Source organism: Rhodovulum marinum, from assembly GCF_004343075.1.
GTDB classification, from domain to species: domain Bacteria; phylum Pseudomonadota; class Alphaproteobacteria; order Rhodobacterales; family Rhodobacteraceae; genus Rhodovulum; species Rhodovulum marinum.
The window spans coordinates 48637-62299 of the sequence record NZ_SLXP01000010.1 but is presented as its reverse complement, the minus strand read 5'-3'; the positions used below and the strand labels follow the sequence as shown (position 1 = coordinate 62299).

The following is a 13663-nucleotide window of genomic DNA, read 5'->3' as shown; positions in this document are numbered from 1 at the left end:
CGGCGGACGGCGCTTTCTAGCGGTCCGCAGGCGTCCTGACAACTCGGTATTCCACGATCTCGTTGCGCTGGAGCGCAAGGCCGTTGTCGTCTGTGATCATCGTCAGGCGGATTTCTCCCGTGGAATCCCGCCAGACCGAAATCCCCTCGAGATTGCCGTGACGGCCAACCGGGGTTTCCAGAAGGGTTTCTTCGTTCGTCGCGCCGTCCGGGCCGAAAACGAAGCGCCGCACGCGACTGCGGAACCCGATCGGGACGATCACCCCACGTTCCAGCAGGTAAAACCGCCCGTCCGGCCCGAAATCGGCACCCACCGGGCGGAACCGGCCGCGCGCGGGCAGGGTGAACGCAACGGTCCAGGGAATATCCACATGGCGGTCGATCGGGGTGCCGTCCGGGCGCAGGCGTTGCGGCGGCACCTGAAAGCGAAACACCGGGATCCCGCCGTCGGCGGCCATGGTTTCCGGCAGGGCGTAAAGCGCATCATCGGGACCCAGGGCCAGGGCCTCCATCCCGCCGTTGGGCTGAAACCCGGCGTTCTCGGGCCGGTCGGGCAGCCAGATGGCAGGGGCCTGCAGGTCGCGCCACAGCCGGACGCGGTGATACACCTCGAACGATACGAAAACGCGACCGTCCGGCGCCATGGCCAGTCCCTCGGCATCCTTCTGGTGATCGGCCATCCAGTCGCCGGACAGGCTTCGCATCCGGATCGGCGGCGGGTCGACCGAGAACGCGGACGGCGCACCATCGCTGCGCTGGATCTGACCGCGCAGGAACCAGCCGTCATCCGAGATCGCAAGAACCTGCGTCCCGTCCGCCGACACCTCGATGCCCGACAGTCCTTGCGTCGTCTGCGTCTTGGGAATCGCAAGCGTGCCGACGTGAACGGCCTCGTCCGCCGCGGCCTGTGTGGCAATGAAAAGCGCGGAACAAAGCGCCGCGGTCAGTCGGCGGCCAGAACGCGGCGGCACTCTGCGGGAAGGTCGGCCATCGTGTAGTCGCGGGGGTGTCGCTTCTGCGGGGCGGGCTTTGCTTTCTTGCCCGGCGCCACCTTGGGCGGATCGAGATAGTCGGTCACCCACCATTCCAGCGTCTCGTCGCATCCGTCGCCACCTTTCGACAGGTCCGCTACCGTGGGCCGCTGGGTTTCGCAATGGCGGTCGCCGGCGGGGCATTTCAGGCGCACGTGGAAATGATAGTGATGCCCGTAAAGCGGGCGGATCTTTTGCAGCCAGGCCCGGTCGGCCCGGGTGGCCTGCTTGCACATCTCGATCTTGACCGGGGCGGTGACGAAGATCCGGTCGACCGCCGGGTCCAGTGCCGCGGCGCGCAGGATCGCTGCATGGGACCGGGTATAGTTGCCGTTCACCCGCCGCTGGTCATTGCTGCGCACGGAAATCGAGGACAGGTTCTCGCGTTCCGACCTGCTGAGGTTCAGCCGCTTGGGCGGCAGCATCCAGATATCGACGTCGAGTCCGATCTGGTGCGAGGCATGCCCCGAGGTCATCGGCCCGCCGCGGGGTTGGCTGATATCGCCGATATAAAGGCCTTTCCAGCCATGGCGTGTCGCCTCGGCACTCAGCCGCCGGATAAAGGCTATGGTTTCGGGGTGGCCCCAGTTTCGGTTGCGCGACAGCCGCATTGCCTGCCAGGTCGGCCCGGTTTCGGGCAGTTGCACAAGCCCGGCCGCGCAGCCCTTGGCATAGCTGCCGATTGCGGCGGGCGGCTGGTTCGAGGCGTCGCGCTTGGCGCCGAACAGCGCGTTCGCCTTGGTCTCGGCCCAGCCCGGCGCCGCAAGCGCCAGCCCCATAATCAGCCCGATCAGGATACGTGCCATCTCTCCTCCGGTTCGCCGTCCGCCCGCACGAAGGCTAGCAGAAAGAGGCCGATCAGGAAAAGCACAACCAGGGGTGTAATACCCGCTTGCTGGTTTCCGGTGATATCGGTCACGATCCCGATCGACAGCGGCGCAAGGAACGAGGTCGCCTTGCCGGCCAGTGCGTAAAGGCCAAAACTCTCGGTGATCCGGGCCGGGTTGGCCTGCCGCACCATCATGGTGCGGCTTGCCGTTTGCAGCGCACCGCCCGCCGCGCCGATGGTCGCCCCAAGCACGTAGAAGGCGATGTCGGGCAGGGTCGAGCCCGACGGCACGGCCATGCCGAACAGGCTTTCGCGCGAGACGAAGATCACGCCGATGCCGACCAGCGTCAGCAGCACCACGCAGACCACGATCACCGGCTTCGGCCCGTAGCGGTAATCGGCAAGCCCCCCCACCCAGGAGAACACCGCCCCCGAGATCACCGCGAGGATGCCGAAAATGCCGACATCGACCACCGACCAGCCCAGCACGCCCGCGGCGTAGATGCCGCCGAAGACATACATCCCGTTCAGCGCGTCGCGGTAGAACATGGACGACAGGAGGTAGGACATCAGGCTGGGGGTGCGGGGCAGGCGCGCCAGCGTCGCGCGCAATTCCGGCAGGCAGGTGGCCAGCGCGACGCGCACCGTTGCGACGGGTGGCGAGGTGGGCACCCGCGCCCACAGGAAGAATGGGATCATGAACACCGCATACCACAGCGCCACGAACGGCCCGACGAAACGCGTGCCCTCGCGCGTGGCGGGATCCAGCCCCAGCGCCGGTTCGCGCCCGATCAGCGTGGTGCCGGCGGCGTTCTCGGCAAACAGCGTCAGCATCGCGACAAGCGCGATCAGCCCGCCGACATAGCCAAAGGCCCAGCCGGTGCCGGAAATCCGGCCCAACTGGTCGCGCGGCCCCAGGTCGGGCAGCATCGCGTTGGTAAAGATCGTCGCGAATTCCAGCCCCACCAGACCCAGCCCGAACAGGAACAGGATCAGGGGCAGGCTGAACGCCTCGGGGTGGGCCAGCCACAACCCCGATGCGCCGATCACGTAGCAGGCGGAAAACAGCACGATCCACGGCATCCGGTGGCCGCTCTTGTCGGCCACGGCGCCGAGGATGGGCGCCAGCAGGGCGATCACGATGCCGGCCGCGCCCACGCCATAGCCCCAAGCCGCCTGGGCGGCGGTGCCGTCGCCCAGCAAATCCTTGACATAGGGCGCGAAGATGAAGGTCAGCAACAACGTGGCATAGGGTTGCGCGGCCCAGTCGAAAAACCACCAGCCCCAGATGCGCCGCCTTGCCGATCCCGTCATGCCGCCTGCCCGTTCCTGCAACCGACGGCATAAGACAGGCGTTTCGACACCCGCGCAACCGCGCAGATGACGTTTCGTCAATCAGTCGGTCATCGGCGGCCACGGGCGGTGCGCCTCGGCGGCGATCCATTCCCGGACCCAGCCCGGCAGCGGCGGCGAGGCCACGTCCAGACCCATCGCCGCCATCACGCGGGCGGGCGCCACGATCCCGTTCGCATCCGTCACCGCAGAGCGGTACAGCGCATGGTTCGCGCACTCGCCGTTCCGCCACATCGCCTGCTCGATATAGATGAACCGCTCGTCCCAGCCGACGCAGCGCGAGCGCATCTCGAACCTTTGGAACATCCGCACCCGCCGGCGATAGCGCACGGTCACGCCCGCCATCGTCAGCCCCCAACGCTGGGCCTTCAGCGCCGCGATCAGCCCGACGCGCTTGGCCAAGGGCAGTCGCCCCAGGTCCAGAAGCGTCAGCGTGCGCCCGTTGTTCAGTTCCATCCAGATGTCCAGGTCCCAGGGCCAGCAGATGTGCCGCGACACGTGGGTGCCGGTCAGCGGCAGGGGAGCCGCGTTGCGGTGGACGTGGAATTCCTTGGCGAGGCGCAGGAAGGGATACATCGGCGGGCTCCGGTGGACGCGCTGCGCTGGGTCGCGCGGGCCGGGCGGATCGTCAAGGGGAAACGCTGCGGAAAGGCGGTTGCGTGCGGCGGCCGGGCGGCTTACCTCTCGGGGAACGTTCCCGATCTGGAAAGTCCCCGACATGATGGCAATCTTTGGTGTGCTGGACCTTATCCTGGACGTCGTGTTCTTCATCATGGTCGTCCACATCATCCTGAGCTGGCTGATCTCGTTCCAGGTGTTGAACACGCGCCAACCGATGGTGATGCAGATCTGGGACGGGCTGTCCCGCCTGCTGGAACCGATCTACAGCCCGATCCGGCGCATGCTGCCGAACACCGGTGCGCTGGATCTGGCGCCGCTGGTGGTGTTCGTGATCGTGATCGCGCTGCGCGACATCATCCTGCCTTCGGTCGCGATGAACTTCTACTAAGCCGGCGCGCCGCGGGCTTGTCCGTTCGTCCCCGCTGTGGGACGGTCCGTCGAAATCCGAGCAGTTCTTCCATCTCACGGGGACCATGGCCACCGCGCAGGACCTTTTGTCGACCGTTTTCGGATTCGATGCCTTCCGGCCCGGTCAGGAAGAGATCGTTTCGGCCGTCGCGGCCGGTCGCAACACGCTGGCCATCATGCCGACGGGCGGGGGCAAATCGCTGTGTTTCCAACTGCCCGCGCTGATGCGCGACGGTGTCACGGTGGTGATATCGCCGCTGATCGCGCTGATGCGCGACCAGGTGCGCGGGCTGACCGAAGCGGGCGTCGCGGCGGGGGCGCTGACATCCGGCAATACCGAGGACGAAACGCGCGAGGTCTTTGCGGCGCTCGACGCGGGCACGCTGAAACTGCTCTACATGGCGCCCGAGCGACTGGCCGCGGGCGGCACGCTGACCCTGTTGCGGCGGATCGGCGTGGGGCTGATCGCCGTGGACGAGGCCCATTGCGTCAGCCAGTGGGGCCATGATTTTCGCCCCGACTACCTGCGGATCGGCGAATTGCGGCGGGCGCTGAACGTACCGCTTGCCGCCTTTACCGCCACCGCCGATGCCGAAACCCGCGACGAGATCGTGGCCCGCCTGTTCGATGGCGCAGCCCCCGAAACCTTTCTGCGTGGCTTCGACCGGCCCAACATTCACCTTGCCTTTTCGCCCAAGGACAAGCCGCGCCAGCAGATCCTGGCCTTTGCCGCCGCGCGCCGCGGCCAGTCCGGCATCGTCTATTGTGCGACGCGGGCCAAGACCGAGACGCTGGCCGCCGCGCTGACGGAGGCGGGTCACACGGCCTGTGCCTATCACGGCGGCATGGAGGCAGGCCCACGCCGGGACGTCGAGGCGCGGTTCCAGCAGGAGGACGGGCTGATCGTCGTGGCGACGGTCGCCTTCGGCATGGGGGTGGACAAGCCCGATATCCGCTGGGTGGCCCATGCCGACCTGCCCAAGTCGATCGAGGGCTATTACCAGGAAATCGGGCGGGCGGGCCGCGACGGCGCCCCGGCCGAGACGCTGACGCTGTATGGCGCCGACGACATCCGGCTGCGCCGTGCCCAGATCGACGAAAGCCCCGCCCCCCCCGAACGCCGGGCCGCCGATCACGCGCGGCTGAACGCGCTTTTGGGCCTGGCCGAGGCGCCGGGGTGCCGGCGGCAGACTCTGCTCGGATATTTCGGCGAGGCCGTGCCCGAACCTTGCGGCCACTGCGACCTGTGCGGCAGCCCGCCCGACCGGTTCGACGGCACCGAGGCGGTGCGAAAGGCACTGTCGGCGATGTTGCGGACGGGCGAAAGCTTTGGCACGGGGCACCTGGTCGACATCCTGACCGGCACCGCCACCGAAAAGGTGCGCGCGCGTGGGCACGACAGCTTGCCGACCTTCGGGGTGGGGCGCGAATTCGACCGCCGCGGTTGGCAGGCGGTATTTCGCCAGATGATGGGCCGCGACCTGGTGCGCCCGGACCCCGAACGCCATGGCGCGCTGCGCATGATGGAGGCCGCGCGGCCCATCCTGAAGGGCGAGGCGACGATCGAACTGCGCCGCGACACGATCGCCGCGGCGACGGCGCGCCCGGCGGTCAAGGCGCTGGTCTCGGACGAGGACGCGCCGCTGTTGTCCGCGCTGAAGGCCAAGCGCCGCGCGCTGGCCGAGGCCGCCCGCGTGCCCGCCTATATCATCTTCACCGATCGCACGCTGATCGAGATGGCCGAGACGCGGCCCGCCACGCTGGACGAGATGGCGCGGATCGGCGGCGTGGGGGCGAGCAAGCTGGACCGGTACGGCGCGGCCTTTCTAGAGGTCATCACCGGCGCGACAGAGATGCCGCACCCCGCGCGACGGCGGCTTGCGGGGCGCCCGTCGGGCGATCTGTTCGACCGGCTGATGGATGTGCAGGCGCGCCTGGCCCGGGGCGAGGACGGGTGCGACAAACCGCTGTCCTGTTCGACGTCGCTGGTGGCCAAGCTGGCCGAGACGCGCCCGCGCGACATGGTCACCCTCACGCGCCTGCTGGGGGAACGCCGCGCCGACCGGTTCGGGCAGGCCTTCCTGGAGGTCCTGTCCGAGGGCTGAGGCTGGACGCCCCGGCCCGGTCTGCTATCTGTCGCCCCGACCGTTCGGAAAGGGGACCCATGCTCGTCGTCATCTCGCCTGCGAAACGCCTCGACCTTGATCCGGTAGAGGGCGTCACGCCCACCGCGCCCGCTTTTCAAAAGGATGCGGTCCACTTGGCCGGAATCGCGCGCGACCTCAGCCCCGCGGACCTGTCCGGGCTGATGGGCATCAGCGACACGCTGGCCAGGCTGAATGCCGAGCGGTTCCGCGATTTCGCCGCCGAACCGGGCCCCGATGCGGTCAAGCCCGCCGCGCTGGCCTTTGCCGGCGATACCTATGCCGGGCTCGAAGCGGCGTCGCTGGATGCCGATGACCTGGCGTTCGCGCAGGACCACCTGCGCATCCTGTCGGGGCTTTATGGCCTGTTGCGCCCGCTGGACGCGATTCAGCCCTATCGCCTGGAAATGGGCAGCCGGCTTGCGACCGAGCGCGGCAAGAACCTGTATGAGTATTGGGGCGACAGGCTGGCCCAGGCCCTGAACGAGGCAGCCCGGGCGGCGGGCACGGACGTACTGGTCAACTGTGCAAGCCAGGAATATTTCGGCGCGGTCGCCCCCGACGCCCTGAAGCTGCGGGTGATCACGCCGGTGTTCTTCGAGGAACGGCCCAGCGGCCCCAAGATCGTCAGTTTCTTCGCCAAGAAGGCCCGTGGCGCCATGGCGCGCTTCATCGTCGAGCGGCGGTTGACCGATCCGGCCAGCCTCGCCGATTTCGACACGGGCGGCTATCGCCATATCCCAGACATGTCCGAACCGGACCGCCCTGTCTTCCTGCGCGGCGGGGACGAGGACTGAGCTGCGCGCCCTAGATCGCGCGCAGCCGCGGCTTGGATGTCTCGCCGGTGGCGGCGTCTTCGTCCTCCGCCATACCCGGGTCCGGCGCTGTTTCGGGCGCCGCAGCGTCCGTTGTGCCGGCGGCATCGGGGCAAAGCGGTGTGCATGTCTTCGGATGATGCGCCTCAATCGCGGCCAGGATGTCGGTCTTGCGCAGCGGTTTCGTCAGACAGGCGTCCAGCCCCGCGGCCAGGATGTCTTCGGCGTCGCCCTGCAGGGCATGCGCGGTCAGCGCGACGATCGGTACCGGCGGATCGCCGTTTTCCGCCTCGATCCGGCGGATTTCGCCGGTGGCCTGCTTGCCGTCGCATTCGGGCATCGAGATATCCATGAAGATCAGGTCGGGCCGTTCTTCCAGGAAGGCGGCTACCGCCTCGTTGCCATCCGTGGCGAATCGCATCTCGACATCCAGGGACGACACCATCTTGTTCAGCACCAGGCGGTTGGTGCGGTTGTCCTCGGCGGCCAGCACCCGCATCGGGCGCCGCGCCACGAGGTCGGCATCGCCATCGTCCGGGATGTTGGCCGCGGCGGGTGTCAGGGTCGAGATCGCCTCGTAGAGGGCGCGGCGCAGGACCGGTTTCTGCAGCACAAGGTTGATGCCCGATTCGGCATTCTCTCCGGTATTGCCCAGGCAGGCCGGGTTCGAGGTCAGCATCAGGATCGGACCACGGTAGCCGCCGGCGCGCAAGGCCTTGGAAAAGGCATAGCCATCCATGCCCGGCATCCGGTGATCGGTGATCACCAGGTCCGCATGTTGGGCGTCGCCCAACGCCGTATGGCCGGTGACGTGGCAGGTCACGTCAAGCCCCAGTTGCGACAACTGGCGTTCCAGGATCGTCCGGTTCACCTCCTGGTCGTCGACCACCAGTACGTGGCGCACCGAGGCGGTTTCGGGGGCAGGCAGGGTTTCGTGCGGTTCGGCGACCGGCAGCGGCAGGCGGAAGCCGAAACAGGCCCCTTCGCCCTTTGCGGATTCCAGCCAGATCTCGCCGCCCATCATCTCGATAAGCCGCTTCGTGATCGCCAGGCCCAGGCCGGTGCCTTCGAACTTGCGGTTCTGCTGGTCCTCGACCTGGTTGAACTCGCCGAAGATATGTTCCTGCATGTCGTCGGCGATGCCGATCCCGGTGTCCTCGACGGTGATGTGCACCTGTTGCAGCGCGTCGCCCTCGGCCTTGAACCCGACGACCCGGACCAGGACGTGGCCCTCGTCGGTGAACTTGACCGCGTTGCCGATCAGGTTGGTCAGCACCTGCCGGACGCGGCCGCGGTCGCCGGTGAACCGGGTGGGCAGGAACATGTCGTAGTCGATCAGCACGTCCAGATGCTTGTCCCGCGCGGGCGCCTGAAGCAGCATGACGATCTCGTAGATCGTGCGTTCCAGGTCGAACGGCTCGGAATGAAGCTGAAGCTTGTCGGCCTCGATCTTGGAATAGTCGAGCACGTCGTTCAGCAGCCCCAGAAGCGCCTCGCCCGATTCCTTGATCGTGTGGGCGTAAAGCCGCTGTTCCTCGCTCAGCGTGGTCTCGCACAACAGTTCCGCCATGCCCACGACGCCGTTCATCGGCGTTCTCAATTCGTGGCTCATGTTGGCGAGGAAGGCCGACTTGGCCCGGTTCGCGGCCTCGGCGGCGACGCGGGCACGGTCCAGCGCCTCTTGCTGGCGCTTCTGCTCGGTGATGTCGACGCGCAGGCCGACAAGCCCGCCATCGGGGGTGCGTTCCTCGAGAATGCGCAGCCAGCGGCCATCGGCAAGCCGCTGCTCGATCATGCCCTCGGGGCTTTGGTGACGGTTCAGCCGTTCCGACAGCCAGTCGTCCTCGCGGCCCACTGCCTCGGGATACTGGCCGTTTTCCAGGCCAAAGCGCAGGATGTCCTCGAACCGGTTGCCGGGCTCCATGATCGGCGCGCTTTCGGCGTAGAAGTCACGGTAGCGATCGTTGCACATCACCAGCCGGTCGTCATGGTCATACAGTACGAACCCGTCCGGGATCGCCTCGACTGCGGCCCACATGCGCATCATCTCGGTGATGTTGATCGACAGGCACACCATGTCACCCGATGGCGTGCGCCGGTCCACCAGCTTGATGTAGTCGCCCGACCACAGCCGTATCACGCGCGAGGGCACCGGGTCGTCGTGCCAGCGCGTCAGCATGTCCTCGATCCAGCCCAGCGGGTCGCGGTCGCCGATGTCGATGATGCCTTCCTCGACGGTCAGGCGGACAATCTCGTCATAACGCACGCCCGGGACAACGGCGTCGAGCCCGTCGAATACCGAGAGATAGGCGCGGTTCGCGATCACCAGCCGGTCCTTGGCGTCGAACAGCGCAAAGCCGTCATGCACGGTTTCCAGCGAATCCCACAGGCGCTGCTTGGCGACATCGGCCTCTTGCGAGACCTCGGCCAGTTCCGACAGCACCTCGGAGTTGCGGCCGCGCAGTTCCTCGGCGGTCTGGCGGGTCTCGATGATCTCTTCGGACAGGTGTCGGGCATGCTGGGCGAGGCGGCGATTGGCCTCGAACAACTCGCGGCTTTTCTGGTCCAGCAGCCGTTCCGCCGCCAGCCGTTTGCGCCGTTCGTTCGCCAGTTTCTCGATCACGTCCATACGCGGATTCTCCACGGGGTTTGACGCAGTTTGGGCAAACCAAGGTGAACAGGCGATTAACGTGTCCCGGGGAATCGACGCCGACGGGCTGGGGCCGGGTGCCTGTGCCGCCGGCATGGCCGGGCGCCAGGGTCGCCCGGTTGCCTATCGCCCGCGGAGATGCGCAACGCCAAACCCGCGCGCCGAAAGGCGCGCCACGCAAGGGCTTGGCCCCGAAGGGGCCGCCTTTGGATCAGGTTTCCGAAAGCCGCTCCAGCGCCAGCGCGATACCCTGTCCGCCGCCGATGCACATCGTCACCAGCGCGAAACGCCCACCGGTCCGCTGAAGTTCGTACAAGGCCTTGACGGTGATGATCGCGCCGGTCGCGCCCACCGGGTGCCCCAGGGCGATCGCCCCGCCATTGGGGTTCACCCGGGCGGGGTCCAGCCCCAGCGCGCGGTTGACCGCGATCGCCTGGGCCGCAAACGCCTCGTTGCTTTCGATCACGTCGAACCGGTCGATCGAAAGGCCGGTCCTGGCCAGCAAGGCCTCGACCGCCGGCACGGGCCCGATCCCCATCACCTCGGGGCGCACCCCGGCATGGGCATAGGCCACGATCCGCGCCAGCGGGGTCAGGTCCGCCGCCGCGGCCGCATCTTCGCGCGCCAGCACCAGTGCCGCGGCGCCATCGTTGATCCCGCTCGCGTTGCCCGCCGTCACCGTGCCATCCTTCTGAAAGGCGGGCCGCAACCCGGCCAACCCGTTCGCGGTCGTCGCCTTTGGGTGTTCATCGACCTTGAACATCACCGTCTCGCGCCTGCGCTGAACCTCGACGGGCACGATCTGCGCGTCGAACCGCCCCTCGGCGATGGCCCAGGCGGCGCGCTCCTGGCTTTTCAGGGCGAATGCGTCCTGATCTTCGCGGGAAATGCCATGTTCGGCCGCCACGTTCTCGGCCGTGACGCCCATGTGCCCGGTGCCGAAGGGGCAGTTCAGCGCGCCCAGCATCATGTCGGCGGCGGGTGTGTCGCCCATCTTCTGGCCCCAGCGGGTCGCGGGCAGGATGTGCGGACTGCGGCTCATGCTTTCGGCGCCGCCGGCCAGGCCGAACTCGGCCTCGCCCAGCATCAGCGCCTGCGCGACCGAAACGATGGCCTGCACCCCCGATCCGCACAACCGGTTGACGTTCATCGCGGGCGTCGTCTCGGGGATGCCCGCTTCGATCGCGGCGACGCGCGACAGGTACATGTCGCGCGGTTCGGTATTGATGACATGGCCAAAGGCGACATGGCCGATCCGGTCGCCCTTCACGCCCGCACGGTCCAGGGCGGCCCGCGCGGCGATGGCCCCCAGCGTGATTGGCGGCGTGCCGGCCAGGCTGCCGCCGAAAGTGCCGATGGCGGTGCGCGCGCCGCTCAGGATGACGATGCCGGTCATGGGGCGATTCCTCCGGGGGGTTCTCATCGGCGGCAGTCTTGCCCGCCGGGCCGCGCTTGGCCAGTGCCGAATGCCGGGGCGGCGCGCGTGCGTGATCCTCCGGCCGCGGCGGCGATACCGTTCCGGTGGGCGCCTGCAGCAACGCCCCCCGTGGATCGCGATGCGCGAGCAAGCCCCCCGCCGCGACCGATGCGGCTTTGCCGGACGATTGCGCCGATCGCCGGAGCGGGCCGGAACACAGGTTCGATGGTCGCCCCCGGGGCTGGTCGCGTTGTCCGCCCCCCGCCTTCGATATGCCGAAAACCCGACCAAAAAACCGGTTGCAGCGCGCGGCATCGTAGCAGAGGTTAACAGCCGGATAACGGATAACGAATAGAACCGGTGTGGGAGGGCGCCATGACAAAGGGACCCGGCCGGGGTGACCACAAGGTCCGGCTGTTCCTGAGTCTGCTTGGCCTTGGTGGCGTGCTTGTCGCGGGGATCGTGCGTGGCTTCGATGGTGCGGCCACTGTCGAGGTCCTCGGGATAGCAGGGCTTTTCTTCGGGGGCACCGCGCTGTGGAGTGCGCGGGCGCTGACGCGTCGCGAGGACGACTGATGCCCTATGACTACAAGCCCTTTCCCTATGTCGCGCCGCCCGGGCTAAGCGCGCCGGAACCCCCGCACAAGGTGGTCATTGTCGGGGCGGGCCCCATCGGCCTTGCCATGGCGCTGGACCTGGCGAACCGTGGCGTGCCCTCGGTCCTGCTGGACGACAACGACGTGGTCTCGATGGGGTCGCGCGCCATCTGCTGGTCCAAGCGCAGCCTGGAACTGTTCGACCGCTTCGGCATTGCCGACAAGGTGCTGGACAAGGGGATGACCTGGAGCGTCGGCCGCGTCTGTCATGGCGACGACGAGATCTTCAGCTTTGACCTCGCGGTCGATCCGGGCCAGCGTATGCCGCCCTTCGTCAACCTTCAGCAATACTATGTCGAGGAATTCCTCGTCGAACGCGCGCTGGCCCAGCCGCTGATCGACCTGCGCTTCAGGAACCGGGTGACGGGCGTCGACCAGACCGGCGAGGCCGCCCATGTCACGGTCAAGACGCCGGACGGGCAATACGGGCTGACGGCGGATTACGTGATCGCCTGTGACGGCGCACGCTCGACGACACGCGCGATGCTGGACCTCGATTTCGAAGGCGAATTCTTCGAGGAACGCTTCCTGATCGCCGATATCGAGATGGAGGCCGATTTCCCGCCGGAACGCTGGTTCTGGTTCGAACCGACCTTCCATGACGGGCAATCGGCGCTGTTGCACCGGCAGGCGGACAACATCTACCGGATCGACCTGCAACTGGGTTGGGACGCCGACCCCGAGGAAGAGAAAAAACCCGAGAAGGTGATCCCGCGGATCGAAAAGGTGGTGGGCGCCGATTTCGACCTGGAATGGGTGTCGATCTACAGCTTTCAGTGCCGGCGGCTGCGGGAATTCGTGCACGGCCGGGTGATCTTCGTGGGGGACAGCGCCCATGTCGTTTCGCCCTTCGGGGCGCGGGGCGGCAATGGCGGTCTTCAGGACGTAGACAACCTGGGCTGGAAACTGGCGGCGGTGCTGGACGGGCGCGCGCCCGCAAGCCTGATCGACAGCTATAACCGCGAACGCGTACAGGCCGCGGACGAGAACATCCTGCAGTCGACGCGGGCGACGCGTTTCATGACGCCAGCGAACGGGGCCGAACGGCTGTTCCGCGACCAGGTGCTGGCCCTGGCGCGCAAGGCGCCGTTCGCCCGGGGGTGGGTCAATTCCGGCCGGCTGTCGACGCCCTGCGTCTATGCCCTGTCTGCCCCCGACGACCTGTCGCTGCCCGAGATATCGCGCCCCGGAACGGTGGCGCCCGATGCGCCGCAGCAGAACGGCTGGCTGTTGAATGAACTTGGCCGGGATGTCACGCTGATGGCGTTGAACTGCGCCGCGCCTGCGGGGCTCGACTTGCCGGTGATCGCCCCGCGGATCAACGACATGATCCGCGCCCGCTACTTGGGGGACGCCCGACAGGCGCTGTATCTGGTCCGGCCCGACCAGGTGATCGCCGCCCGCTGGGTCGAGGCCGACGCGCGGCAGGTGCGACGGGCGGTGGACGCGCTTTGGGAGGGACGGTGATGAAGTTGATCGACACCCCGAACCTCGACGACCACGATGGGTTCTATGCCGAACTTCTGGCCGCCCATCGCGGGCTGAGCGAAGCGCAAAGCCACGCGCTTAACGCGCAGCTTGTGCTGATCCTCGCCAACCATATCGGTGATCGCCAGGTGCTGAGCGAGGCGCTGGACCTGGCAAGGAAACGCTGAACCGGGGCGGCGTGTCGGGTTTCGCCTTGGCCTTGCCAATGCGATCCTTTGGGGGCATGGCCCCGTTGCCATCGTTGCCCGGACC

The 13663-nt window shown here is 67.5% G+C and carries 12 protein-coding genes; 6 read left to right on the top strand and 6 right to left on the bottom strand.

Features of this window, described 5'->3' with window-relative positions:
• Positions 1–16: 16 nt before the first annotated feature.
• The 4 genes from EV662_RS14635 to EV662_RS14620 all read right to left on the bottom strand — a co-directional run bounded on the left by EV662_RS14635 (position 17) and on the right by EV662_RS14620 (position 3788).
• Positions 17–970: an esterase-like activity of phytase family protein gene (locus EV662_RS14635; protein WP_132464082.1), complete on the bottom strand. Its 954-nt coding sequence runs from the start codon at positions 968–970 to the stop codon at positions 17–19.
• Positions 943–1836 (bottom strand): penicillin-insensitive murein endopeptidase, encoded by an 894-nt coding sequence (gene mepA / locus EV662_RS14630; RefSeq protein ID WP_132464079.1) that lies wholly within the window; start codon positions 1834–1836, stop codon positions 943–945. Before mepA ends, EV662_RS14635 begins: the two co-directional genes overlap by 28 nt.
• Entirely contained in the window at positions 1821–3173 is a 1353-nt protein-coding gene (locus EV662_RS14625; protein WP_132464076.1) for an MFS transporter, read from the bottom strand. The genes mepA and EV662_RS14625 overlap by 16 nt, the downstream gene beginning before the upstream one ends.
• Positions 3174–3254: 81 nt before the next feature.
• On the bottom strand, positions 3255–3788 hold the full coding sequence (locus EV662_RS14620; protein ID WP_132464074.1) for an acyl-CoA thioesterase: 534 nt from the start codon (positions 3786–3788) through the stop codon (positions 3255–3257).
• 142 nt (positions 3789–3930) lie between these two features.
• Here EV662_RS14620 and EV662_RS14615 point away from each other — a divergent pair, with 142 nt between their 5' ends.
• From EV662_RS14615 to yaaA, 3 genes are all read left to right on the top strand, one after another.
• Positions 3931–4221, top strand: coding sequence for a YggT family protein (locus tag EV662_RS14615; protein ID WP_132464071.1), 291 nt, complete (start codon positions 3931–3933; stop codon positions 4219–4221).
• Positions 4222–4306: 85 nt separating this feature from the next.
• On the top strand, positions 4307–6346 hold the full coding sequence (gene recQ, locus EV662_RS14610) for a DNA helicase RecQ (RefSeq protein ID WP_132464068.1): 2040 nt from the start codon (positions 4307–4309) through the stop codon (positions 6344–6346).
• 59 nt (positions 6347–6405) lie between these two features.
• Positions 6406–7182 (top strand): peroxide stress protein YaaA, encoded by a 777-nt coding sequence (gene yaaA, locus EV662_RS14605; protein ID WP_132464065.1) that lies wholly within the window; start codon positions 6406–6408, stop codon positions 7180–7182.
• 10 nt (positions 7183–7192) lie between these two features.
• Here the strand turns inward: yaaA and EV662_RS14600 are convergent, their stop codons facing one another.
• Both EV662_RS14600 and EV662_RS14595 read right to left on the bottom strand, forming a co-directional pair.
• Positions 7193–9829, bottom strand: coding sequence for a hybrid sensor histidine kinase/response regulator (locus EV662_RS14600; protein WP_132464062.1), 2637 nt, complete (start codon positions 9827–9829; stop codon positions 7193–7195).
• Between the two features lie 232 nt (positions 9830–10061).
• Positions 10062–11246 carry an acetyl-CoA C-acyltransferase family protein gene (locus EV662_RS14595; RefSeq protein WP_132464059.1) on the bottom strand — a complete coding sequence of 395 codons (1185 nt, stop codon included), beginning with the start codon at positions 11244–11246 and terminating at the stop codon, positions 10062–10064.
• 396 nt (positions 11247–11642) lie between these two features.
• On the opposite strand from EV662_RS14595, the gene EV662_RS14590 reads away from it, so the two are divergent.
• Genes EV662_RS14590 through EV662_RS14580 form a run of 3 tightly spaced genes read left to right on the top strand, consistent with a single transcriptional unit; the run spans position 11643 to position 13578 of the window.
• Positions 11643–11843 (top strand): hypothetical protein, encoded by a 201-nt coding sequence (locus EV662_RS14590; protein ID WP_132464056.1) that lies wholly within the window; start codon positions 11643–11645, stop codon positions 11841–11843.
• Positions 11843–13390 (top strand): FAD-dependent oxidoreductase, encoded by a 1548-nt coding sequence (locus tag EV662_RS14585; protein WP_132464052.1) that lies wholly within the window; start codon positions 11843–11845, stop codon positions 13388–13390. Before EV662_RS14590 ends, EV662_RS14585 begins: the two co-directional genes overlap by 1 nt.
• On the top strand, positions 13390–13578 hold the full coding sequence (locus EV662_RS14580) for a DUF2783 domain-containing protein (protein WP_132464049.1): 189 nt from the start codon (positions 13390–13392) through the stop codon (positions 13576–13578). The genes EV662_RS14585 and EV662_RS14580 overlap by 1 nt, the downstream gene beginning before the upstream one ends.
• Positions 13579–13663 lie beyond the last annotated feature (85 nt).